Consider the following 20,851-nt stretch of genomic DNA (forward strand, 5'->3'; position numbering starts at 1 on the left):
GCTTAGCGGCGCGCCATCACGATGGCGTCGCCCGACGCCAGCTTGCCGGCCCCCGGCAGCTTGCCGAAATTGGCGATGCCGACGGTCTCACCCTTATCGGTGAATTCGACGCGGGCGCCATTCTCCGTCACAAAGGCGGTCGGCGAGACGGCATAGATGCGCGTCCGCTCACCGTTGCCCAGCTGGGTGTAATAGTGGTTCATGCGCGAGCTGAAGGTGATTTCCTGGCCGTTCTCCAGCAGGAATGTGCCCTTGAAATCGTGGAAGTCGTACTCCTGCAGGTAGTAACGCTGCGGCGAACGCTGCGTGATTTGCACGCTCATATCGTCAGCGTAGGCGAGGGACAGGGTCGACAGGGCGAGCGCGGCTGCGACGCCGGCGAGGATCGTTTTCATGGTGTGCTCCGTAAGTTGTAGATGCTGGAAAATTACCGGGCGCCACCGCTGCAATCTCCAATTCAGCGGCAGACGTGTACAGATTAACAAAGCCCGCGTCCAAGATCTTGCCCATGCGACGAGCGGTCAAAGCACGCACACCAGCTGCAAAAAACCCGGAATAAACGGTGACAGGACGCCCGGTGTTGCGCGTTGCGCTTTTTTTAGGCACCACGTGATACAAAAGCCGCCGCAGCAGCTATAGTTGCGCATTGAATGCATTGCCGTACGGCAGCATTTAAACCTTATCCGGCCGCGCCCCGCTTTGCGCCGCCGGTCATGGCGGCCCCGGCTGCTGCGCCCCACCCCCGCGCCTGGCCCCGGCAGCATGCCTTTGGATGGCATCATGCTCACTTTGTACAAACTTCAATCCGCCCTGCGCAACAACTATGTGCGCGCCGCCCTGCTGGCCTTGAGCCTCAGCGTGGCCATCCTGCTGGGCCTGCGCGCCGAGGTGCAGCAGGACAGCAGCCCGGTGCTGCACACCCAGGACATCGCCCAGATCACGGCGCTGCCGGCCAAGCGCGCCCAGCTGGAATACCTGCTGGTGGCGGCGCCGCTGTCGGATGCGCCGCGCTACATCATCAAGCTCAAGCAGGATGACAAGCTGTACGTGGTCAAGGTGCCGGGCACCACCCACCTGAGCCTGGAGCGCGAAGTCCTGCTGCGCAACAACATCCCCTACGCCATCGCGCGCGACGATTTCCTGGCCTCGCACAAGGCCGTGATGCGCGACGAGGACGACAGCAAGCTGGCGCGCGCGGGCGCCTTCCTGGCCCGCCATGCGATCGATATCGTGCTGCTGGGGCTGGCGCTATTCCTGCTCAAGCAAGCCCTGCCCGGCAGCGGCGCCAACGCCACCGTGCTGACGCCGGACCAGCTGGGCGGCAGCATGGACGACCTGATCGGCATGGACGATATCAAGCAGGAAGTGCTGCACCTGGAAGACATGATCCGCAACCGCGCCTTGTATAAAGAGCACGCGATCGACAAACCGTTCAACGTCATGCTGACCGGCCCGGCCGGCACCGGCAAGACCAAGCTGGCCGGCTACCTGGCCAAGCGGCTGGACATTCCGCTGATCCAGGCGTCGGCCTCGGCGCTGGAATCGGGCTACATCGGCGGCGGCTCGAAAGCCCTGCATGCGCTGCACCGCAAGGCCTGCGCGCGCGGCAAGTGCATCATCTTCCTCGACGAGGCGCAGGGCTTGTTCATGCCGCGTGGGCGTGGCGAAAAGAAATGGGAAGACGACACCGCCAACACCCTGCTGGGCTTGCTCGACGGCGTGCGCAGCGACAAGGGCGAAGGCGTGATCTGGGTGGTGGCGTCCAACTTCGACGATGCCTCCTCGCGCATGGATGAAGCCATGCTGCGGCGCTTCTCGGTCAAGATCAACTTCCGCCTGCCGAACAAGGGCGAGCGGCGCGAACTGCTGCACGCATTTTTGGCGCGCAAGGCCGAAGGCTGTGTCGACTGGGACGATTTACAACTCGACCACGTGGCCGAGATCACCGCCAACCTCAGCCCGGCGCTGCTGCAGACGGTGGTGGAGCGGGCCAGCATGCTGGCCATCCAGGAAGGTAAAACCATCAACACCGAGCTGATGTTCCGCGCCTTTGAACGCGCCACCATCGGCCTGACCGACCGCGCCACCACGGCCGAAAAAACGCGGCAGCGCGAACGCGTGGCCTTGCACGAGCTGGGACACTTCTTCATGCAGATCGATCCGTGGCTGCGCGAGGGTTTGTCGCTGGCGGAAGTGAAAGAGCGCTCGCCGCTGCTGAAGATTTCGACCGAGTCGGTGTCCAAGCTGGGCGCGCTGGGCTACGTGCTGTCGGCCTCGGACGACGTTGCCTTGCGCACGCTGGAAGAACTGGAACGCGACGTGATCCAGCTGTATGGCGGGGTGGCGGCGGAAGAACTGTTCTACGGCCCGCGCGGCATCTCGGTGGGCAGCCAGAACGACATCGAAAAAGCCACCGCCATGCTGGACCTGATGGTCAACAAACTGTCGATGTACTCACGTTCGAAGATCGACCACAGCCGCTTCAAAAGCCCCGATGCCGGCCTCGACCAGGTAGAAGCCAAAGCCGACGAACTCTACAGCTACACGCTGGGAGCGATCGCCGACTACCGCGACCACATCGAGCAACTGAAAGGCGTGCTGATGGACCAATACGTCCTCTCCAAAGACGCCATCTTCGCGCTGCTCGATGAACGGCTTACACCTTCATCGGCAGGATCACCATCTGCAAGCCTTCCAGGTGCAGACGGCGTTGCGCCGCCAGCGCCGCCTGATTGTGCAGCAAGCGCGTGAACCAGTTGTCGGAAGCGAAGATCAGTTTGCTCGTGAAGAAAATCGCATGCGGGAACTCGCGGCTGATCTCCTCGCACAGCCGCGTCACCTCCTCCACCGCATCCGTGCCGAAGCCCAGATAGGACGAAGCCGCCATATTGTGGCTGTGGCAGAAATCGACGAAGAACTCCAGCGTCTCAGCCGCCTCGCTGCGCATCTGCTCCAGCGCGCCCTCGCCGCCGTAGGCATGTGAATCGACCGTGCGCGCATTCACGAACAGGAAATTCTTGAAGTGATTCGGGAACATGCGCTGCACCCACAGCAGAGCATGCAAGCCGCCGCCGCGCGACGTGCCGACAATGAACACCGCCGTCTGCGCATCCGGATCCGGCTCTATCGGTTCCACGTTCTGGCCGAACGGCTGGCTGGCGAACACCTCGTCCACCGAATGAATCGCCTGCTTGGTTTCGCGGTAGTGCTTGCGGATATAGAAGCAAAACGCCGCCATCGCCGCAATGATGGCCGCCGTGGTCCAACCGCCCGCCGTGAACTTCTCGATCAGCAGCACCACCAGAATCCCGGCGCAAATCACAAAGCCGATCGCCGACAGCAGCCAGCGCCGCTTCCACTGCGTGCCCTTCTTGCGATTGCGCGACCAGTACAGCACCAACCCGAACAGCGAAATGGCAAACGTCAGGAACACCGAAATCGAATACAGCACTACCAGCAAGGTCACGCTGCCGCCGGTCCACCACAGGATGGCCAGTGCGGCAAAGCCCATCACCAGGATACCGTTCTGCGTCACCAGCCGCGTGGAGAGATAGCGGAATTTGTGCGGCACCCACGAATCGGCCGCCATATTCGACAGCACCGACGGGCCGCCAAGGAAACCGGTATTCGCGGCCACGAACAGCAGTCCGGCTTCAAACGCCAGCACCACCACCAGTAGCATCTGGTTCACCACCTCGCCGCCCAGGCCCATGCTGGCGATGATGGTCTTGAAGGTCGATGCATTCAAGGTCTCGCCCGGCACCGGCTGCGCATCCCACAGCAGATACAGCAGAATGATGCCGCCCGCCGTGAACGCCAGCGACAAAGCCATGTACAGCATCGTCACCTTGCCGGTGCGCACGCGCGGCTCGGCCAGCAGGTTGACGTTGTTGGACACCGCCTCCAGGCCGGTATAAGTACCGCCGCCCTGCGAATACGCCAGCAACAGCATGCCCGCCACGCCGACCCAGCCGATATGGCTGGCCAGGTCGGTGGTCTCGGACAGCGTGGTCGGCACCAGCTCCGGCAAATGCGAAGCGTGCGCGAAGATGCCGTAAACAATCAGCACCAGGTGCGTGACCACGAAGCCGAGGAAAATCGGCAGCAGGATCTGAATCGCCTCCTTCAGGCCGCGCAAATTCATCACAATCAGCAGTCCGATGAAAAACACCTCGGCCCATAGCTTGTAGGGCTGGAAGCCGAGCGGCAGGAACGACGCCAGCGCATCGACGCCGGAGGCGATGGAAATCGCAATCGTCAGCACATAATCGAGGATCAGCGCGCAGCCCGAGATCAGGCCCATGTACGGGCCCACCAGCTTGGTCGCCACGCGATAGCCGCCGCCACCGGTCGGGAACAGCTCGATCACCTGGTTGTAGGCCAATGCGATGATGAACACCGTGGCGGCGGTGGCGATCGCCATGTACAGGCCGAGATGAGTGTGGCCGCCCAGCGCGCGGAAGGTTTCCTCGGGACCGTAGGCGGAAGAGGACAGGCCGTCGGCGCCGAGGCCGACCCAGGCCAGGAAAGCGACCAGCGCCATCGAGTGGCGGGTCTCGCTCTTCAGCGGATCGAGCGGCTTACCCAGGATAATCTCGCGAATCTTATTATTTTTCATGCGTCTCGGTGCCGGGGAGGCCGGCAAAGTCTGGCGGTAAGCAAGATGATACCTGCTTCGCGCGGGCAGAAAAACTTGTTCGTTTGTAAAAATTGGAGATAGGGTTGCGGTAGGGTTGCAAATCGGTGATAATGCGGGTCGCATTGCAATACACCTGCCTCGGTGGTGGAATTGGTAGACGCAGCGGACTCAAAATCCGCCGCCGCAAGGCGTGCCGGTTCGATTCCGGCCCGGGGCACCAACAGTTTGTATTCAAGCGCAGCAGTAAAAATTAAAAACCCGCCCATCTTTTATGACGGCGGGTTTTTTGTTGTCTTGTTACCGCTTACTGCGCGGGACGTTTAGCATTCCATAGCCTGGCCTTCGAATTTTTCTCGTAGCCTTTGCCGTTGGGGTAGCCCACCAGTTCCATCTCCGATCCCCAAGGCGACAGGAAGTGCACCCAGGTCTCCCCTTCCGTGTCGCCGCTGGTCATGGTCATCGGCTCGCCCAGCACGGTGATGCCTTGCGACTTCAGGTAGGCCACGCCGGCTTGCACATCATCGGTGTAGAACGCGATGTGCGAGGCGCCGATGTCTTCGCTCTTCGGCATCACGCTGCTGCCACGCGAATTTTTATACTCGAACAGCTCGATGTTGGCGCCGTTGCCGCAGCGGACCATCGCCAGCGTCACGCTGTCGGCACGCGGCGCCATGTTGAACGGACCGATCTGCGTCACCGGTTCGCAGCCGAAGGTCGACACCAGAAACGCCTCCGCCTGCTTCAGGTCCGGCACGTTGATGCCGACGTGGTCGATGCCGGGAGTGCTGACACCGGCCGGGCGCAGCGGGCCGCCCACCTTGTCGAGGAACACATTCAGGCTGGCCAGCCGGCCGTTCTTGATGGTGAAGATGTCTTCGCCATGAATCTGCTCCGGATTATCCTTCGGTCCAAAGCTCCAGGTCACACGGCCAATGCCGTGATTCAGTGCGACCGGCCCCGGTTTGAACGAGAAACCAGGATGGTCACCTTGCACGCGCTGGATCAGGCGGGTGATGTCGGCGTAGCCGGTGGCCACGCCGCCATAATCCGCCATGACCACATCCTTGGTATACACCTGCGGCATCTTCGCTGCCCAATGTGCGGCGTTGGCGTCATTCCAGATTTCGAAGTGACGGTTGACCAACTGCTGGGCGGCCTCGACATCAGTGCCCTGCTGCGCCTGGGCCAGCGACGCGATCAGCATGGCCCCGATAGTGATGAGTTTTTTCATGATTACACCTGGGCCAGGCCGCCGTCGACGAACAGTTCGGTGCCGTTGACGAAGCTGGCGTCGTCCGATGCCAGGAACACCACTGCCTTGGCCACTTCATCCGGCTGGCCGACGCGGCCCAGCGGTACTTGCGATGCCAGGTAGTCCAGCAGGCCTTGTTGGGCGGCCGCGTCGTCGCCAGCCAGTTCCACCAGGCCCGGCAAAAAAGAAACTTTCACGTCCAGGATCCAGCTGCGCGCCAGGTTGCGCACGGCGGCCTTGCTGGCGCTGTAGATGCTGAAGGCCGGGGTGCCGACCACGCCGGCGGTGGAGCTGGTCAGGATCACGGAAGCGCCCTTTTCCAGCAGCGGCAGTGCGCTTTGCACGGTGAAGGTCAGGCCTTTGACGTTGCGGTCGAAAGCGTCGTCGAAGTGCTCTTCGGTGATGGCGCCCAGCGGGGCCATCGAACCGCCGCCGGCGTTCACGTACAGCACGTCGATGCGGCCGGCTTTTTCCTTGATGGTTTCAAACAGGCGTTTCAGGTCGGCGCTGCTCGACGAGTCGGCCTGGATGCCGGTGGCGTTCGGGATGCCGGCGGCGGCTTTGTCCAGCTCGGCCTGGCGGCGGCCGGTGATGAAGACGCGCGCGCCTTCCGCTGCGAAACGCTGGGCGGTGGCCAGGCCGATGCCGCTGGTGCCGCCGGTAACCACTGCTACTTTGCCTTGAAGCTTGCTCATGATGTCACTCCTTCGTGTTGGGTTAGTTGATGGAGTGAAGTGTATTTTGTGCAGTCGGCTGTGTAAATTAGGAGAAAGTGGAATCACTATCCATGTACGTGCACAATAATTTCCAATGCTCTTCCATCCTTTGGGTCTGATCGGCTGGAATACGGTGTGTGATAATCGATTATCAACCATATTCTTTCGAGGGCCTGCCGTGAAAACTATTCCTCCAGACGTCACGCACTACAAAAGCACTGCGGTCTTCACTGAGGAAACCGTACCGGCTGCGCTGCAACGTAGTCACACCACGGCCGACGGTGTCTGGGGCCGCATCACGATTCTCGAAGGCTCCCTGCTCTACCGCATCACCGATGAACGCCACCCGTTTGAAGAGGTTTTGCTGACGCCATCGAACTTCGGCGTCGTCGAACCGCAGGTGAAGCATGAGGTGGCCGTAGTTGGCCCGGTACGCTTCCAGGTCGACTTCCACCGCTAGAACCAATTTCATGCATCCTTGACTCGTCAAACTTAAAGTAGTATTCTGAATACATATTTAAAGGAGCTAAAAATGGATGCGCTGAACAAAACCAAACCGCTGGATGACCATCGCACTGCCCGCAACTTTTCGGACCATATTGCGCTTGGGCTGACGCTGACGCTGCGCTTTTTCGCAGACACTTTCTTTGCCAAACGCTATGGCAACCGGGCGATCGTGCTGGAGACAGTGGCGGCGGTGCCCGGCATGGTCGGCGGCATGCTGGTTCACCTGCGTTGCTTGCGCTGGATGGTCGAGGACCACGGCTGGATCCGCACCCTGCTCGACGAAGCGGAAAATGAGCGCATGCACTTGATGACCTTCGTGCAGATTGCGAAGCCGAACTGGTTTGAGCGTCTGGTCATTCTGACGGTCCAGGCGCTGTTCTTTATCGCATTCTTCCTGCTGTATCTGACCTCGCCAAGAACCGCGCACCGCCTGGTTGGGTATTTTGAAGAACAGGCCGTGATCAGCTACACCCTGTACCTGGCGGAGATTGATGCCGGACGCGTTGAAAATGTCGCGGCGCCCGACATCGCGATTGCGTACTGGCACCTGCCTGCCAACGCCCGCCTGCGTGAGGTGGTGCTGGCCGTGCGTCAGGACGAAATGGGGCACCGCGATGTCAACCACCAATTCGCCGATGCCCTCACCCCGGTGGAAGTCCGCCAGGGCGCATAAGCGTGCGGAGGTTAAATCCCTCCAGCGTCTGCTGTAGGGAGTGCCCGCCGCTGCTTAATTCGAACTAGCCAGCACGGCCGCGCCGCCGGCTTCCTTCACCGTCACGGTTTCGCTGCGCGGCGCGGCATCGCTGCCGGCGCTGGCGCGCACCGGACCGATCATGGTGCCGTTGGCCATGCCCATCGCATTGGTGCGGAAGCTGCCGATCGGCGCCGCCTGGCTGCTCACGAAAATATCGTACTGGGTGTCCGGTTTCAGGCGGTACAGGAACGCTTCGATGGCGTCGATCACGCCCAGGTTGCGCACCACGATAAAGCCGGTGCTGTTGCCGGACAGCGGCTTGAGCTGGATGTTGTGCGAGTCCTGGTTCACACGCGGCACCAGGTTGCTGCGGTCATCGGCCGACTTGGCCACGTTCGACAGATACACCAGCGCTTGCGGCCCCTGCCCGCCGCCGATGGTGGCCACCACCTTGTTGGTGGCGGTATCGATGGCCTGCACGCCGTCGCCGTTTTCCAGGCCGATGTAGACGCGCGAATTGTCATCGGACGTCCAGGCGCCGTGCGGCAAGGCGCCGGTCGGAATGCTGGCCAACAATTGCGCTTGCGGGCCGGTGCTGTAGACCTTGACCAGGTTCTCGCCGCCGATGGTGACGTAGGCGCGCACCTCGTTGCCGACCTTGGCGAACGCCAGGTGGTTGCTAATCAGGCCGGTATCGATCATACCGGTCACTTCCAGCGTGCGGGTGCTGATGCGGGTGACCTTGCCCACGTCCTTGTGGGTCATCCACATTTCGCTGAAGTCCGGCGTGAACTGCAGGAACGGCGAGAACGGGCTGACCACGCTGATGCGCTTGATGATGGTGTGCGAGGCGACATCGATCACATCCACCTCCGGCGTGAAGCTGGATACGGCAAACGCCAGCTTCCCGTCCGGCATGAACTGCACCATGCCGGGGCCGATCGCCGTTTGAATGCGGCGGGTTTCTTTGAAGGTGAGTGGATCGATCACCGAGATATAGTCCTCGCCGCGCACCACCACCCACACTTCCTTGCCGTCGGCGGTAAAGAAGCCCTCGTGCGGCGAGCGCCCCACATAAGTCTTGCCTTTGACCTGATTGGTGGCGGTGTCGATGAAGGTCACCGAGTTGGAGGCGTTGGAAATCACCAGCAGCGTTTTATGGTCGGGCGAAAAGCCCATGCCGTGCACATTGGTCTCGCCGCGATACAGCGGCGACAGCACGTCGGGACGTACATTGCCCAGCTTGATCTGGCCCAGCAGGGTATTGCTTACCGGGCTGAACACGGAAACAGTATTACTGTTTTGATCGGCGGTGTAAACACGGTCGAGCGGCGACGGCGCCGCCACGGCGGCAGTGACCATCAACATGCCGGTGATGAGTGCGAGTGGTTTTTTCATTGGGTCTTTTCCTTCTGTTGACGTTGCAGCCAGGCCTGCATGACTTTGATTTCGTTCTGCTGCTCGGCGATGATGCCGAGCGCCAGGTTGCGGATTTCAGGATCCTGGGTGTAGAGCAGCACGGCCTTGGCCATGTCGATAGCGCCTTGGTGGTGCGGCATCATCATGGTCACAAAGTCGTGTTCGGCGACGCCGTTCATGGGCGCCGCCATCATGCCGGCATCCATCACGTTCATGGCGTCGTCCATCAGCTTGCCGAACGGCTTGGCGGTGCTGGCGACAAACGCCGGAGGGTTGGCCGCTGGCGGCGCGTTCATATGGTGATGTTCCTGCGCGCCGGCCTGCACGGCGACACAGGCCCATGCAGCCATGCCGAGCCGCAGCCAGGCGGCCGCTGTACGGTGGGGCATATATTCTCCTTGGGGTGATTGGAAACTTTCAGTGTAAGCAGCCGTTGCTGACAACAACATGACGCAGAAATGACAGCTTTGTCATGCTCCGCTTTACCGGAGCTCCGTCAGCAGTACCGCGCCATCCTTGCCGGCGCGCTCGGCGTGCTGCACGGCCTCGCCCACCGCCGCCAGGCCGTATTCGGCCGCCACGCGGAAGATGTCCGGCGCCGACTGCGCCAGCGAGATCGCCATCGCCAGGTCGGCGGCGCGCACCGCGTCCGGCAGCGCCGGCCAGCGGCCCACCGACACCCCACGGATGCTGATGCCGCGCGTGGAAAAAGACAGTGCCGGCAATTCCAGCGGCGTCGCCGACAGGTCACCGTAGGAAATCAGGGCGCCGCCATCGGCCAGCAGCGCGGCCAGCGTGCTGGCCACCTTGCCGCCCACCGCATCCAGCACCACCTTGACCGGACGGCCCTTGGTAAGCGGGAAGATTTTTCTCGCCCAGTCGGCCTGCTCGGTGCTGAGAAATTCCATCTGCGGCGTTTGCTGCGACAAGGCGGCGGCCGCCTGCTCCGAACGCACCACGCCCAGCGGCTGGTAGCCGGCGTCCAGCAGCAGGCGCGCCGTCACGCGGGCCACCAAGCCGCCCGCTGCGGACAAGGCAATCACATCGCCGCGCTGCGCGCCTGCCTCCTGTGCCGCACGCAGCAGCAACGCTGCAGTCAGCGGCGCCACGTGCAATTGCGCCGCCACGGCATCCGGCACGTCGTCCGGAATGGGCGTGACGAAGCGCGCCGGCGCCAGCACCCTGTCGCTCCAGGCCCAGCGGGCCGGGAAGAACGCCACGCGAGCGCCAGGCGTCAGGCCCCGCGCCGGATCGATGCCGGCGCCGACCGCTTCAATCACGCCCACGCCTTCAAAGCCCGGCCGCGCGCCGTCCGGTCCGACCGGCGCGTTATTGCCCGGCGCACGGTAGCGGCCGCGAATGCCGATCAGATCGCCGGGATGCACCGGCCGGCTGCGCACGCGGATCAGCACCTCGCCTTCGGCCGGGGCCGGCAGTTCGGGCACTTCGGTCAGGTGCAGTACCACGGACGGCTCGCCATACTGGTGATAAATCACGCTGCGCATCGGGTTCTCCTTAACGCAGCTTGGCAAAGCCGGTGCGCAGTTCGGCCACGAACAGGGCCGGCTGCTCGAAGGCGGCAAAGTGGCCGCCGCGTTCGACTTCGTTCCAGTAAATCATTTGCGGATAGGTCGCCTCGGCCCACGAGCGCGGCGCGCGGTAGATCTCTTTCGGAAACACGCTGACCGCCACCGGCAAGTCCAGCCGGCCCCCGGAAAAACTGGACGGCGAATTTTCCCAATAGATGCGCGCGGACGAGGCGGCGGTATTGGTCAGCCAGTACAGCGAAATATCGTCCAGCATTTCATCGCGCGTCAGCACGTTCTCGACGTCGCCGCCGTTGTCGGTCCAGGCCTGAAACTTTTCGTAAATCCATGCGGCCTGGCCCACCGGCGTCGAGCTCAGCACCTCGCCGACGGTTTGCGGCCGGGTCGCTTGCTCGTTGAAGTAGCCATACTCGCCGCTGAGGAAACGGCCGACGCCATCGACCGCGCGCTGCTCGTCGGGCGACAGTGTGGCCGGCATTTTTTCCGGGAACACGAACTGCCAGTTCAGATGAATGCCAGCCAGCCCGGCCGGCTTGATGTGGCCCAGCGCGGTGGTCACGCCGGCGCCCCAGTCGCCGCCCTGCGCCGCCCATTTGCTGTAGCCGAGGCGCGCCATCAGCGTGCCCCAAGCCTTGGCGATGCGCACCACGTTCCAGCCTTTCTCGGCCGGCTTGTCGGAAAAACCGAAGCCGGGCAGCGACGGCACCACCACGTGGAAGGCGTCCTCGGCCTTGCCGCCGTGCGCGGTCGGATCAACCAGCGGGCCGATCACTTTCAGGAACTCGAACACCGAGCCCGGCCAGCCGTGTGTCAGGATCAGCGGCAGCGCGTTCTCATGCTTCGAGCGCACATGCAGGAAGTGGATGCCGAGACCGTCGATCTCGGTGCGGAATTGCGGGAAGGCGTTGAGTTTGGCCTCGGCGCGGCGCCAGTCATAGCGCTGTTGCCAGTGCTGCACCAGCGCCTTCATGCGCTGCAGCGGCACGCCCTGCGACCAGCCGGTGCCGGTTTCGCGGTCCGGCCAGCGCGTCATCGACAGGCGCAGCTTGAGGTCGTCGAGCAGCGCTTGCGGCGCTTCGGCGCGGAACGGTGTGATGGCGGCGCTGGCCGGCGGCAGGATCAGGCCCTGCGGCGCGGCACGGCGCGCGGCCGATGGTTTGCCAGCCAAGAACGCGCGGCGCGCCGGCTGGATGATAGATGCTTGCATGGTGTTCTCCTGGGCTTAACGAATGGTGGCAAAAGCGCGGCGCAACTCGGCCGTGAACAGCATCGGCTGCTCGAAGGCCGCGAAGTGGCCGCCGCGCGCCGCTTCGTTCCAGTAGTACAGCTTCGAATACATGCGCTCGCCCCATTTGCGCGGCGGGTGGTACAGCTCGCCGGGGAACAGGCTGACCGCTACCGGCAGGTCCAGCTTCTGCGGCGAGAAGTCGGTGCTGAAGCTTTCCGCATACAGCCGCGCGGACGAGGCGCCGGTCCCGGTCAGCCAGTACAACGTGATGTTGTCGAGAATCTCGTCGCGGCTCAGCAAGGATTCCGGGTCGTTGCCGCTGTCGCTCCATTCGGCCAGCTTTTCGTAGATCCATGCGGCCTGCGCCACCGGCGAATCGGCCAGCGCATAGCCGATCGTTTGCGGCCGCGTGCCCTGCAGCTTGGCGTAGCCGGACTTGCCGCCGTCGAAGGCGATCAGCTGGGCAATCGCGGCTTGCTCATCCTTGTCCGGTTCGCCTTCAATCGGCGGCGGGAACAGGATAGGCAAGTTCAGGTGCACCGCCGCCAGGCCGTCGGCATGCTGCTTGGCCAGCCAGGTGGTGACGCCGGCGCCCCAGTCGCCGCCTTGCGCCACCCACTTGCGGTAGCCAAGGCGGCGCATCAGCGTGGCCCAGGCGCGGGCGATGTGCGGCAGCCCCCAGCCGGCCGCTTCCGGCTTGCCGGAAAAACCGTAGCCCGGCAGCGATGGAATCACCACATGGAAGGCATCTTCCTCCTTGCCGCCGTGGGCGGTCGGGTCGACCAGCGGGCCGATCACTTTCAGGAATTCGAACACCGAGCCCGGCCAGCCATGCGTCAGCACCATCGGCAGCGCGTTCGCGTGTTTGGAGCGCACGTGCAGGAAGTGGATATCGAGGCCGTCGATGCGGGTGGTGAACTGCGGCAAGGCGTTCAGCCGCGCTTCGGCCTGGCGCCAGTCGTAGCTGTGCTGCCAGTAATCCACCAGCGCTTGCAGGCGCGGCAGCGGTACGCCCTGGGACCAGTCCGGCACCGTGGCCTGCTCCGGCCAGCGCGCCAGCGACAGGCGCAGCTTGAGGTCGTCCAGCGCCGCTTGCGGCACCGTCACCTTGAACGGCTGCACGCCGGGCACGCTGGCCGGACGCTCGAAGGCGACCGGTGCGGCCTTGGCCGCCGACGCTGCCGAGGCGGACGACGGCATCAGGCTGGCAATGCCGCCCGCAGCGGCGGCGGCGGCCATGCCGCGCAGCGCTGCGCGGCGCGCTGGATCTGGATGCGTGAACTGGTCCATGTATCGTCTCCGCTTAAACCTGGGCCAGGCCGCCGTCGACGAACAGCTCGGTGCCGTTGACGAAGCTGGCGTCGTCCGAGGCCAGGAACACCACGGCCTTGGCCACTTCATCCGGCTGGCCGACGCGGCCCAGCGGTACTTGCGATGCCAGGTAGTCCAGCAGGCCCTGTTGGGCGGCAGCGTCGTCGCCGGCCAGTTCCACCAGGCCCGGGGTGTGGATCGGACCAGGGCTGACCACGTTGATGCGGATGCCGCGCTCTTTCACGTCCAGGATCCAGCTGCGCGCCAGGTTGCGCACGGCGGCCTTGCTGGCGCTGTAGATGCTGAACGCCGGCGTGCCGACCACGCCGGCAGTGGAGCTGGTCAGGATCACCGAAGCGCCCTTTTCCAGCAGCGGCAAGGCGCTCTGCACGGTGAAGGTCAGGCCTTTGACGTTGCGGTCGAACGCGTCGTCGAAGTGTTCTTCGGTGATGGCGCCCAGCGGGGCCATCGAACCGCCGCCGGCGTTCACGTACAGCACGTCGATGCGGCCGGCTTTTTCCTTGATCGTTTCAAACAGGCGTTTCAGGTCGGCGCTGTTGGACGAGTCGGCCTGGATGCCGGTGGCATTCGGGATGCTGGCGGCGGCTTTGTCCAGCTCGGCCTGGCGGCGGCCGGTGATGAAGACGCGCGCGCCTTCCGCTGCGAAACGCTGGGCGGTGGCCAGGCCAATGCCGCTGGTGCCGCCGGTAACCACTGCTACTTTGCCTTGAAGCTTGCTCATGATGTCACTCCTTCGTGTTGGGTTAGTTGATGGAGTGAAGTGTATTTTGTCCAAACAACTGTGTAAATTAGGAGAAAGTGGAATCACTATCCATCCATGTGTACAATAAACGTTTTACGATGGAGAGCATGCATGGATCAACTCTTAGCGCTGCGGACCTTCGTCCGTATTGCCGAAGCCGGCAGTTTCAGCAAAGCCGCCGACCAGCTCAATGTGCCGCGCTCGACCGCGAGCAAGCTGCTGCAGGATCTGGAAGAACACCTCGGCACCAAGCTGATCCACCGCACCACCCGCACCATCACCGTCACGCCGGAAGGCGCGCAGTACTACGAGCGCGCGCGCCGCCTGCTGGGCGACCTGGAGGACATGGACAGCGCCACCCGCCACACCCGCGCCCAGCCCAAGGGCCGCCTGCGGATCGACATCGGCTCCATCCACGCCAACCAGATCCTGCTGCCGGCGCTGCCGCAGTTCCAGGCCGCCTATCCCGACATCGAACTGCGCCTCGGCGTCAGCGACCGGTCCACCGATCTGATCAGCGAAGGCATCGATTGCGTGATCCGTGGCGGCGCGCTGGCCGACACCACGCTGATCGCCCGCAAGCTGTGCGAGATGGACTTCGTCACCTGCTGCCACGCCTCCTACCTCGAACAGCATGGCCGCCCCTCGACCCCGGCCGACATCGAGCAGCACCACATCGTGGTCGGCTACTTCTCTTCGCTGACCGGCAAGGTGTTCCCGCTGCGCTTCAAACGCGGCGACGAGTATGTGGAAGTCAATGCGCACGCGGCGGTGGCGGTGAACGAAAGCACGGCCCACCTGACCGCGCTGTCCAACGGCCTGGGCATCGGCCAGACCTTTTCCTGGTTCATCAAGGATGCCGTGGCGCGCGGCGAGATCGTCACCGTGCTGGACGACTGGCAGCCGCCGCGCCACCCGCTGTACATCATGTACCCGCCCAACCGCCACCTGAACGCCACCGTGCGGGTGTTTGTCGACTGGGCGGTGCAGCTGTTTGCCACAGTGGACAACCGCGCGCCCCACTCTTTGGAGGGAGCTTGACGGCGCAGGTTTTCCGCTAGAATCGGCACCATGAGAGCCATGGATTTAAGCACCATCCGCGTGGTGATCGCGGACGACCACCCGATGATGCGCGAGGGCGTGGCCAACACGCTGCTGGCGCATGGCGCGTTCGAGATCGTGGCGCGCGCGGCCGACGGCCATGAAGCCGTGGCGCTGTACGACAGCATGAAGCCGGACGTGGCCCTGATCGACCTGCAAATGCCGGAGATGGATGGGCTGGAGGCGATCCAGGAAATCCGCCGCGGCCATCCCGACGCGCGGCTGATCGTGCTCTCCACCTACTGCGGCGACGCCCGCATCGCCGCCGCGCTGAAAGCCGGTGCGCGCACCTACCTGATGAAGAATGTCCACGGCCCGCAGCTGGCCGCCACCGTGCGCGAAGTGCACGAAGGCTGGCATGTGCTGCCGCCGACGCTGCGCCAGGAGATCGCCGCGCAGTACACCGGCAACACACCGTCCACACGCGAGCTCGACGTGCTGCGGCTGGCCTCGAACGGCAAGTCCAATCGCGAAATCGCCACCACGCTGGTCATCAGCGAAGCGACGGTCAAGGCGCACATGAGCACCGTGCTGATGAAGCTGGGCGCGGCCGACCGCGCGCATGCGGTGGCGCTGGCGTCCAAGCGCGGCTTTATCGAACTGTAGCCTCGGCCCTGGCCGCTGCCTTGGCCGCAACCTTGGCCGGATATGCGCGCCGCTCCGACAGCCGCAGCGTGATGCGCGTGCCCTGTCCCGGCGCACTCTTTATCTCCAGCGTGCCGCCGGCATCGTGCGCGCGCTCGCGCATGCCGACCAGTCCCCAGTGGCCGGGGCGATGGCCGCGTTCCAGCACTTCCGCACTCATGCCGCGTCCTGCATCGCGTACCTGCAAGGTGAACTGCCTGTCCGCATAACGCAATTCCACAGTGACCTCTTCGCTGCGCGCATGGCGGAACGCGTTCAACATGGCTTCGCGCGCAATCGCGTAAGCTTCCGCCGCCACCCTCGGCCGCAGCGGACGCGGCTCGCCCTGCACCACCAGCGCAAAGCGCGCGCCATGACGTGGCCCGAGGATCTCGCCCAGTCCTTCCAGTGCCGCTTCGAGGTCGCCGCTCAGTTCGTGATTCAGGCGCAGCGCCAGCACCTGTTCGCGGCCTTCGGCCAGCACGCTGTCGGCGGTGTCCAGCGCCAGCTCGATTTTTTCCTGCACCGCGTCGGTCGGCGGCAGGCTGTATTTGATCAGGTCGAATTGCATCATCAGCGCCTGCACGCTTTGCAGGAAGTTGTCATGCAGCGTGCGGGCGATGCGCTCGCGTTCGCGCTGACGCTCGCCCAAACGCTCGGCCATCCGGCGCGTGGCCAGCGCCAGGCGCCACCAGTACAGCAATGCCACCAGCAGCAGAAACAGCAGCACGCACAACACCTTGAACCACATGGTCTGCACAAAGGCCGGCTCGATCCGGAACGCCAGCGCGGCCGGCGCCGTGCTCCACACGCCATCCTCGTTGGCGGCCATGACCTCAAACCGGTAATTGCCCGGTGCCAGATTGGTGTAGAAGGCCGCGCGCCGCCCATCCGACTCGCGCCAGTCCTTGTCCTGCCCCATCAGGCGATAGCGAAAGCGCACCCGTTCCGGAATGCTCAGCGCCGCTGCGGTGAAGTCGAGCTGCAGATCGGTGGTGTGTTGCGGCAGCACGGTGCCGGAAGTGTTGCCCCAGTCGCGGCGGTCGGTACGCAACGCCGTAATTTGCGGCGACGGCGGCAGCGGGTTGCGCGGGATATGGGCCGGATCGATCCAGCCCACACTGCCCGAGGTGGCGTACCACAGGCGGCCGTCCGGCGCTTCGGTCAGTTCCGCCAGCGGCCGCATCAGCGCCGGTTTTCCCTGATAGCCATCGAGATAATCGAAACGCTCGACTTCCACGCGCAGGCCGCCGGTGCCGGGAACGGCCGCACCGATGCGGGCCAGTCCGTCGATCCCATGCAGCCACAATTCGCCGCCACGGGTCGACACCAGGGCCGACACGCCGCCCAGCGCTTGGCCGGCGGCTGTCAACACCGGCTCGAATCGTTCACCGTCGAGTACCGCCAGGCCCTGGTCGCCGCCGGCATACAGCCGGCCCTGATGCCTGACCATCGTCGTCACATTGCCGACATCAAGCCCATCCGCAGGGCCGAATTCGCGCAACGAGGCGCCGTCCAGCACTGCCACGTGGCTGGCCGGGTAGCCCAACCAGAGGCGCTGCTGGCCATCGGCGAACAGCGACACCGCCGGCCGCCCGGCCAGGGCGGCAACGCCGCCGCCGGGCTGCCACTGGCCATCGCGGAACACAAACACACCGCGGCGCGGCACCGACACCCACAGGCGGTCATTGCCGTCCACGGCCAGCGCCTGCACATCGAAGCCGCCCATTGCCGGCGGCATCGGCCAGGATTTCCACTGCCCTTTCTGCCGGCGCCACAGCGCCTTGGAACTGCCGAACCACAGCGTGCCGTCGGCGGCACGAGTGCTGTGCGATACGTGGCTTGCTGGCGCGGCGATCCAGTCGCCCCGTGGTGTCAGCGCCATCGTCCTGCTGACAAGCTCCACTGTATCGCGGTAATCACTGACCCACAACGTGCCGTCATGCCCAGCCTGTACACTCACCCAGTCATACACCTGCGGCGGCAAGTCGATGGTGGTGAGGCGAGCTTCGCGAATGCGGTCGACGCCATTTTCCGTGGTAATCCACAAATTCCCTTCGCGGTCTTCGAGCGATCCGTAGACCAGCTTGCCACTCAGTTCGGGCGCAGAAAACACGTGCTTTGCTTTCAGGTCTGGTCCCAGCAAGGTCACGCCGCCGCCGGAGTTAACCCAGAGTCCCCCTCTGGAATCGTAGAAGGAGGTATAAGTTGGCCGTCCTCCCTTAGGCTGGACAATCGGCGCTAGCTGTTGATCAGCGATGGAATAGCGGAACAGCGCGCCGGCTTTGTCGCCCAGCAGCGCGATGCCATCCGACCGGACCCGGGTTCCCACTAGATGGTATTTTTCGTCCAGCGGGATTTTCTGGAACCGGTGCGTATCGGGCGCGCTGAGATAGAAGCCGTACTGGCTCTCGACCAATATGCGACCGTCTGTGAGCGTCGCAACGCCGCGCATTTCACCGATGGGCAGGCCATCTTCGGGCGTCACCCGTAACCACTTATCATCGTTCAGCCAATAGAGGCCGCCCGCACAATGCACCCAGATGGTGCCATTACGGCTGCGCAGGATATCCAGCACAGTACGCGCTGGCAAGCCATCCTGTTCGCCGTAATGGCGCACCTTGCCTTGGTCGAAGACACTGACGCCGCCGAAGTTATAGCCGACCCATAAGGCCGTGCCGACTGCCAGGATGCCGTTGGTATTGGTGGAACGCAGCGGATTGCCGTCGATGGCTGACAGGCGGTCGAAACGCACGCCATCGAAACGATAGACCCCGTCGGTCGAGGCAAACCACAGCATGCCGCGCTCGTCCTGGGTCATGCGGTAATTCACGGTCGGCGCGCCGTCGCGTTTGAGCCAGGCGGTGTGGACCAGGCCGTCGCGCCAGAACGGCCGCGCCATGGGTTCCGCAGCGTGGACGCCGATGAAGCCGGCGGCAACCATCAAACACATCAAACGCAACAGGCACTGCAGGAATACGCGGCAAAATCTCATCCGCCCATTGTAGAGGAAGCAAGCAATGGGCGGAATCAATTACTTGATGAAGCCAATCAACGCCGGGATGGTTTGCTGTGGCGCCTCTTCCATCAGCCAGTGGCCGGAGCCCTGGATCACTTTGCCGTCGACATCGTTGGCCACCAGCTTGACCTGGTTGACCAGGAACTCGCCGCCCGATTTTTCACCGGCGATAACCAGCACCGGCATGGTCAGCTTGGTCTTGCCCAGCTCGGCGAAACGTTCGGCGTCGCGCGGGAAGGCTTTGAAGTATTCGAAGCCGGCGTGGATGGCGCCTGGTTGTGCGTAGGCTGCTGCGTACAGCTTGCGGTCCGCTTCAGGAATCGAGTGATGGCGGTCGGCGGCGAAGTCGTTCCAGAAGTGTTCGAAGTAGGTGCGCTCGCGGCCTTTCACTAGCTGTTCGGGCGTCTCGCCGAAGAAGTGGAAGTGCCACAGGTCGCGCAGCAGGAACATATCTTTCCAGTTGCCGATGCCGGGCAGGAAGGCGTCCATCAGCGCCACTTTGCTGGTGTCTTGCGGATATTGCGCGGCGTAGGCGTACGCCACCATCAAGCCGATGTCGTGGCCGACCACGGTGGCTGGCTCATTGCTCACGGTTTTGACCAGTTCGTGGATGTCGGTCGCCATGTCGGCTTTTTCGTAGCCGCCGGCCGGTTTGGCCGAGGCGCCGGCGCCGCGCAGGTCGGGCACGATCACGGTGTGGGTTTTGGCGAGTTCAGCCATGACGGGACGCCACATGTGGCCGTTTTGGGTGTAGCCATGCAGCAGGACCAACGGGGTGCCTTTGCCGCCGACCATGTAGTGGATCTGGGTGCCGTTCACTTGCGCCACCTTGTCGGCATAGCCGCTCGGGGCTGCTGCCTGTGCCAACGATGCGCCAGCCAAGGTGGCGGCCAGTACCAGTTGACGGAAACCTTTGATTGCCTTGTTCATTTTGTGCTCCTCAAGTAAGGGTTGATGAGCACAGTATGGCCTTCCGATTACATCCCCGGTAGCCATAAATTACCCGCTACAGTTTCAACCAATCGTATCAAATAACTGTGGCGCGCTGTGTTTTTTTGATTTCCCTCACAATGGCTTTTATCACCCGGCCCACCATGAACGCTCACTCTTGCCATCGGTGCGATCATGTCCACTCCTTTCGATAACCACAAATATGCCAAGCGCCTGATGGAGGCTGGCATGCAGCCTGCTCTTGCGGAAATTCAGGCGGAGACTACCGGGCAATTATTTAACGAACTCAGTCAGCTATCCATCAAACTACAAGAAGTTGAGACCCGATGTAACGCAAAAATTGAGCAAGCTGAACTTAGACTGGAAGTGAAGATTGCAGAAGTACGTACCGAGGTGGTGCGGTGGGTGGTTGGCATCGCCATTTTGCAATCGTCCTTGCTCACTGGCTTCATGCTGAAACTGATCCATTAACATTTGCTTACTCTAGAAACACTTTTTGCGTCACCGCGTTCTCTACCCGGCTCGTTATATGGGCAAGCGCCACTGATGGCGATATTCAGGAGAGAACAAATGGAAAACACTACCCGCACCCGTATTCACCCAATGATGGCTGTTGCCGCTGCTTCGGTAGCGCTGGTTAGCCTGGTTGGCGCCGCGTCGATTGCCGGCTTGCTGCCGAGCTCGAATGCCAAGAACTCCCCAACCGATGCGCCTGTCGCCGCCGTTGCCCCAGAGGCAGCGTCAGTGGCACCGGTCGCCGCGCCAGCCCCTGCGCCTGAACCACGCCGCGTGGTGGAGCATAAAACGGTGGTGCATCATGTCACCGCGCCGCAACCACAAGCGCAGCAGCAAGTAGCGCAAGCGCCCGCTCCAGCACCGGCTCCGGCCCCTGCTCCGCAGAACAGCGCAGTCGGCATCGGCATTGGTGCGGTGGTGGGTGGCCTGCTGGGCAACCAGGTGGGTAGCGGCAATGGCCGCAAGCTGGCGACCATCGCTGGCGCGGTAGGCGGCGGCTACGTCGGTAATGAGGTCGCCAAGCGCAACCAGCAACAACAGCAGCAACAGCAACCGCAGCAGTAA

At 63.3% G+C, this 20,851-nt stretch carries 19 protein-coding genes and 1 tRNA gene; 8 read left to right on the forward strand and 12 right to left on the reverse strand.

Going from position 1 to position 20,851, the window contains the following annotated elements; genetic code table 11:
- Nucleotides 1-2: 2 nt before the first annotated feature.
- Nucleotides 3-395, reverse strand: a complete 393-nt coding sequence (locus tag BMZ70_RS15865) for a hypothetical protein (RefSeq protein WP_092276197.1) — start codon at nt 393-395, stop codon at nt 3-5.
- Between the two features lie 385 nt (nt 396-780).
- On the opposite strand from BMZ70_RS15865, the gene BMZ70_RS15870 reads away from it, so the two are divergent.
- Nucleotides 781-2,751 (forward strand): AAA family ATPase, encoded by a 1,971-nt coding sequence (locus BMZ70_RS15870; protein ID WP_092277896.1) that lies wholly within the window; start codon nt 781-783, stop codon nt 2,749-2,751.
- Here the strand turns inward: BMZ70_RS15870 and BMZ70_RS15875 are convergent.
- Complete coding sequence (locus tag BMZ70_RS15875; protein ID WP_092276200.1) at nt 2,657-4,618, reverse strand: APC family permease; 1,962 nt, start codon at nt 4,616-4,618, stop codon at nt 2,657-2,659. The two genes, BMZ70_RS15870 and BMZ70_RS15875, sit on opposite strands and share 95 nt — an antisense overlap.
- Before the next feature lie 156 nt (nt 4,619-4,774).
- On the opposite strand from BMZ70_RS15875, the gene BMZ70_RS15880 reads away from it, so the two are divergent.
- Nucleotides 4,775-4,859, forward strand: a tRNA-Leu gene (locus BMZ70_RS15880).
- Nucleotides 4,860-4,943: 84 nt separating this feature from the next.
- Here the strand turns inward: BMZ70_RS15880 and BMZ70_RS28880 are convergent.
- Nucleotides 4,944-5,870, reverse strand: coding sequence for a VOC family protein (locus tag BMZ70_RS28880; RefSeq protein WP_229205423.1), 927 nt, complete (start codon nt 5,868-5,870; stop codon nt 4,944-4,946).
- Nucleotides 5,871-5,872: 2 nt separating this feature from the next.
- Nucleotides 5,873-6,589 carry an SDR family NAD(P)-dependent oxidoreductase gene (locus tag BMZ70_RS15890; protein ID WP_092277900.1) on the reverse strand — a complete coding sequence of 239 codons (717 nt, stop codon included), beginning with the start codon at nt 6,587-6,589 and terminating at the stop codon, nt 5,873-5,875.
- 196 nt (nt 6,590-6,785) lie between these two features.
- On the opposite strand from BMZ70_RS15890, the gene BMZ70_RS15895 reads away from it, so the two are divergent.
- Together BMZ70_RS15895 and BMZ70_RS15900 are read left to right on the forward strand one after the other, a co-directional pair.
- Complete coding sequence (locus BMZ70_RS15895; RefSeq protein ID WP_092276203.1) at nt 6,786-7,067, forward strand: TehB family protein; 282 nt, start codon at nt 6,786-6,788, stop codon at nt 7,065-7,067.
- 72 nt (nt 7,068-7,139) lie between these two features.
- The gene (locus BMZ70_RS15900) at nt 7,140-7,787 is read left to right on the forward strand and encodes an alternative oxidase (protein ID WP_092276206.1); all 648 of its coding nucleotides are present in this window, start codon (nt 7,140-7,142) and stop codon (nt 7,785-7,787) included.
- 54 nt (nt 7,788-7,841) lie between these two features.
- Here BMZ70_RS15900 and BMZ70_RS15905 read toward each other — a convergent pair whose 3' ends face one another.
- The 6 genes from BMZ70_RS15905 to BMZ70_RS15930 all read right to left on the reverse strand — a co-directional run bounded on the left by BMZ70_RS15905 (nt 7,842) and on the right by BMZ70_RS15930 (nt 14,055).
- On the reverse strand, nt 7,842-9,206 hold the full coding sequence (locus BMZ70_RS15905) for a YncE family protein (protein ID WP_092276208.1): 1,365 nt from the start codon (nt 9,204-9,206) through the stop codon (nt 7,842-7,844).
- Nucleotides 9,203-9,616 carry a DUF305 domain-containing protein gene (locus tag BMZ70_RS15910; RefSeq protein WP_092276211.1) on the reverse strand — a complete coding sequence of 138 codons (414 nt, stop codon included), beginning with the start codon at nt 9,614-9,616 and terminating at the stop codon, nt 9,203-9,205. The genes BMZ70_RS15905 and BMZ70_RS15910 overlap by 4 nt, the downstream gene beginning before the upstream one ends.
- Before the next feature lie 93 nt (nt 9,617-9,709).
- Complete coding sequence (locus tag BMZ70_RS15915) at nt 9,710-10,732, reverse strand: zinc-binding dehydrogenase (protein ID WP_092276213.1); 1,023 nt, start codon at nt 10,730-10,732, stop codon at nt 9,710-9,712.
- A 10-nt stretch (nt 10,733-10,742) separates the two neighbouring features.
- Entirely contained in the window at nt 10,743-11,981 is a 1,239-nt protein-coding gene (locus tag BMZ70_RS15920) for an epoxide hydrolase family protein (RefSeq protein WP_092276216.1), read from the reverse strand.
- 15 nt (nt 11,982-11,996) lie between these two features.
- Nucleotides 11,997-13,292 (reverse strand): epoxide hydrolase family protein, encoded by a 1,296-nt coding sequence (locus BMZ70_RS15925; RefSeq protein WP_092276219.1) that lies wholly within the window; start codon nt 13,290-13,292, stop codon nt 11,997-11,999.
- A gap of 13 nt (nt 13,293-13,305) precedes the next feature.
- Nucleotides 13,306-14,055, reverse strand: a complete 750-nt coding sequence (locus BMZ70_RS15930) for an SDR family oxidoreductase (RefSeq protein WP_373922496.1) — start codon at nt 14,053-14,055, stop codon at nt 13,306-13,308.
- 132 nt (nt 14,056-14,187) lie between these two features.
- Between BMZ70_RS15930 and BMZ70_RS15935 the strand changes: the two genes are divergently transcribed.
- Together BMZ70_RS15935 and BMZ70_RS15940 are read left to right on the forward strand one after the other, a co-directional pair.
- Entirely contained in the window at nt 14,188-15,117 is a 930-nt protein-coding gene (locus BMZ70_RS15935) for a LysR family transcriptional regulator (RefSeq protein ID WP_092276222.1), read from the forward strand.
- Nucleotides 15,118-15,156: 39 nt separating this feature from the next.
- Nucleotides 15,157-15,783, forward strand: a complete 627-nt coding sequence (locus tag BMZ70_RS15940; protein ID WP_165403464.1) for a response regulator — start codon at nt 15,157-15,159, stop codon at nt 15,781-15,783.
- Here BMZ70_RS15940 and BMZ70_RS15945 read toward each other — a convergent pair.
- Together BMZ70_RS15945 and BMZ70_RS15950 are read right to left on the reverse strand one after the other, a co-directional pair.
- Complete coding sequence (locus BMZ70_RS15945) at nt 15,770-18,754, reverse strand: sensor histidine kinase (protein WP_229205483.1); 2,985 nt, start codon at nt 18,752-18,754, stop codon at nt 15,770-15,772. The two genes, BMZ70_RS15940 and BMZ70_RS15945, sit on opposite strands and share 14 nt — an antisense overlap.
- A gap of 81 nt (nt 18,755-18,835) precedes the next feature.
- Nucleotides 18,836-19,750, reverse strand: coding sequence for an alpha/beta fold hydrolase (locus BMZ70_RS15950; RefSeq protein WP_092276230.1), 915 nt, complete (start codon nt 19,748-19,750; stop codon nt 18,836-18,838).
- Between the two features lie 195 nt (nt 19,751-19,945).
- Here BMZ70_RS15950 and BMZ70_RS15955 point away from each other — a divergent pair, with 195 nt between their 5' ends.
- Nucleotides 19,946-20,242, forward strand: a complete 297-nt coding sequence (locus tag BMZ70_RS15955) for a hypothetical protein (protein ID WP_092276233.1) — start codon at nt 19,946-19,948, stop codon at nt 20,240-20,242.
- A 99-nt stretch (nt 20,243-20,341) separates the two neighbouring features.
- Nucleotides 20,342-20,851 carry a glycine zipper 2TM domain-containing protein gene (locus BMZ70_RS15960; RefSeq protein WP_092276236.1) on the forward strand — a complete coding sequence of 170 codons (510 nt, stop codon included), beginning with the start codon at nt 20,342-20,344 and terminating at the stop codon, nt 20,849-20,851.

It is taken from the genome of Duganella sp. CF402, from assembly GCF_900109645.1.
Taxonomy (GTDB): Bacteria; Pseudomonadota; Gammaproteobacteria; order Burkholderiales; family Burkholderiaceae_D; genus Rugamonas.

What these genes read in the sequence shown, in the direction of transcription:
- BMZ70_RS15910 (WP_092276211.1), bottom strand. Translation starts at nt 9,616, where the DNA reads ATGCCCCACCGTACAGCGGCCGCCTGGCTGCGGCTCGGCATGGCTGCA.
- BMZ70_RS15945 (WP_229205483.1), bottom strand. Translation starts at nt 18,754, where the DNA reads ATGTGTTTGATGGTTGCCGCCGGCTTCATCGGCGTCCACGCTGCGGAA.
- BMZ70_RS15940 (WP_165403464.1), top strand. Translation starts at nt 15,157, where the DNA reads ATGGATTTAAGCACCATCCGCGTGGTGATCGCGGACGACCACCCGATG.
- BMZ70_RS15905 (WP_092276208.1), bottom strand. Translation starts at nt 9,206, where the DNA reads ATGAAAAAACCACTCGCACTCATCACCGGCATGTTGATGGTCACTGCC.
- BMZ70_RS15865 (WP_092276197.1), bottom strand. Translation starts at nt 395, where the DNA reads ATGAAAACGATCCTCGCCGGCGTCGCAGCCGCGCTCGCCCTGTCGACC.
- BMZ70_RS15900 (WP_092276206.1), top strand. Translation starts at nt 7,140, where the DNA reads ATGGATGCGCTGAACAAAACCAAACCGCTGGATGACCATCGCACTGCC.
- BMZ70_RS15955 (WP_092276233.1), top strand. Translation starts at nt 19,946, where the DNA reads ATGTCCACTCCTTTCGATAACCACAAATATGCCAAGCGCCTGATGGAG.
- BMZ70_RS15935 (WP_092276222.1), top strand. Translation starts at nt 14,188, where the DNA reads ATGGATCAACTCTTAGCGCTGCGGACCTTCGTCCGTATTGCCGAAGCC.
- BMZ70_RS15925 (WP_092276219.1), bottom strand. Translation starts at nt 13,292, where the DNA reads ATGGACCAGTTCACGCATCCAGATCCAGCGCGCCGCGCAGCGCTGCGC.
- BMZ70_RS15930 (WP_373922496.1), bottom strand. Translation starts at nt 14,055, where the DNA reads ATGAGCAAGCTTCAAGGCAAAGTAGCAGTGGTTACCGGCGGCACCAGC.
- BMZ70_RS15920 (WP_092276216.1), bottom strand. Translation starts at nt 11,981, where the DNA reads ATGCAAGCATCTATCATCCAGCCGGCGCGCCGCGCGTTCTTGGCTGGC.
- BMZ70_RS15950 (WP_092276230.1), bottom strand. Translation starts at nt 19,750, where the DNA reads ATGAACAAGGCAATCAAAGGTTTCCGTCAACTGGTACTGGCCGCCACC.
- BMZ70_RS15870 (WP_092277896.1), top strand. Translation starts at nt 781, where the DNA reads ATGCTCACTTTGTACAAACTTCAATCCGCCCTGCGCAACAACTATGTG.
- BMZ70_RS15960 (WP_092276236.1), top strand. Translation starts at nt 20,342, where the DNA reads ATGGAAAACACTACCCGCACCCGTATTCACCCAATGATGGCTGTTGCC.
- BMZ70_RS28880 (WP_229205423.1), bottom strand. Translation starts at nt 5,870, where the DNA reads ATGAAAAAACTCATCACTATCGGGGCCATGCTGATCGCGTCGCTGGCC.
- BMZ70_RS15875 (WP_092276200.1), bottom strand. Translation starts at nt 4,618, where the DNA reads ATGAAAAATAATAAGATTCGCGAGATTATCCTGGGTAAGCCGCTCGAT.
- BMZ70_RS15915 (WP_092276213.1), bottom strand. Translation starts at nt 10,732, where the DNA reads ATGCGCAGCGTGATTTATCACCAGTATGGCGAGCCGTCCGTGGTACTG.